This is a genomic window from Dietzia sp. HMSC21D01 (genome assembly GCF_001815995.1).
Lineage (GTDB): Bacteria > Actinomycetota > Actinomycetes > Mycobacteriales > Mycobacteriaceae > Dietzia > Dietzia cinnamea.
In genome coordinates this window covers 1-1,184 of the sequence record NZ_KV823712.1, presented here as the reverse complement: position 1 = coordinate 1,184, position 1,184 = coordinate 1, and the positions used below count along the sequence as shown (strand labels likewise).

1 protein-coding gene and 1 pseudogene are annotated in these 1,184 nt (G+C 75.7%); one reads left to right on the top strand and one right to left on the bottom strand.

Features of this window, described 5'->3' with window-relative positions; genetic code table 11:
* Positions 1–572 (bottom strand): DUF1990 family protein (locus HMPREF3086_RS02560; RefSeq protein ID WP_070720040.1); only part of this gene is annotated, 572 nt, incomplete at its 3' end.
* Positions 573–670: 98 nt separating this feature from the next.
* Between HMPREF3086_RS02560 and HMPREF3086_RS02555 the strand changes: the two are divergent.
* Positions 671–1,184: pseudogene (locus HMPREF3086_RS02555) on the top strand (hypothetical protein); the annotation flags it as partial.

Here is a 1,184-nt window from a genome sequence, read left to right as displayed (position 1 = left end):
CCCGGGCGGGGCGCACCGAGCGCGCGGAGCAGCCGGTCGGCCATGCGGTCGTAGGCGCGCGCCTCGCGCGCGGTGGCGCCCGGAAGCACGTAGAACGTCCGGGGTCGCCACACCGTGCGGACGGTGGCGGTGACCGCGGAGGTGGCGGGGTGGAGGTCGAGGTGGCAGCGGTGCTCGGCCACCGCGGTGTTGCCCTCGAGGGTGCCGACGACGAGGCCCTGCCGCAGCGACTCGTCGATCCGGTCGACGAGTCGGCAGGGTCCCCGCATGGGCCCGTCCAGGACGACCACGTCCACCGACGGGCCCCGATCGGTCGGGGTGATGCGCAGTCCCGACCGACGGTGGGCGGACAGCGACATCAGATCGTCGGCCAGCGCGTCGAACACGGCGACGCCCTCACCGAGCCCCGCGGTGGCGACGGCCTCCCGCCAGCCTTCGGGCGCGCAGCCGTGGGCGGGCAGGCTCGAGCGCTGGTACCCGAGCGCGGGCCCCGGAAGCGACGCCGGGGGCGGGTCCAGGGGAGGGCCTTGGCGACGATCGCCCTCGGGGACGGCACCGGATATCGACTCCACTCCCGCAGTGTCGGCGGGCCAGGTGAGCGGACGGCGCACGCGCGATGAACGGCGGACGTCGGGGGACCGTACGGCGGGCCGCACCGTAGGATCGGATCATGCGATCCCAGCGACCCCGACCGGCGCGCGGTCGTCGTCTCGCTCGCGGATTCAGCGCCCTCACGGCGATCACCGCCGTCGCCACGGTCGCCGGGTGCACGGCCGGCCCCGACGCGGGCGACTCCGGCCCGCCACGATTGACGCCGAATCCCCGACACGACATCGCGGCCGCGATGGTCGAGGGCCGACCCGCACCCGACGAGCGGCTCAACGCCTGCGAACTGCTGGACCTGACCACCGAGGAGATCATCCAGCTCACCCGCGCGGACATGCCGGAGGTCGACCCCACCGGCTCCGGCGACCTCGGCCTACTGTGCACCTACGGCGGTCCGGGCTCGCCCGAGCGACTCGAGGCCGAGCGCTCCGCCGCCGCGACCGGAACCGGGACCACCGGCACCGAGACCACCGTCACCGGGGCGGACGGGGTCGAGACCACCGTCACCGCCACGGAGGACACGGAGACGACCGAGGCCGAGGATGAGACCGGGGCCGGGGCCGGGGCCGGGGCCGGGG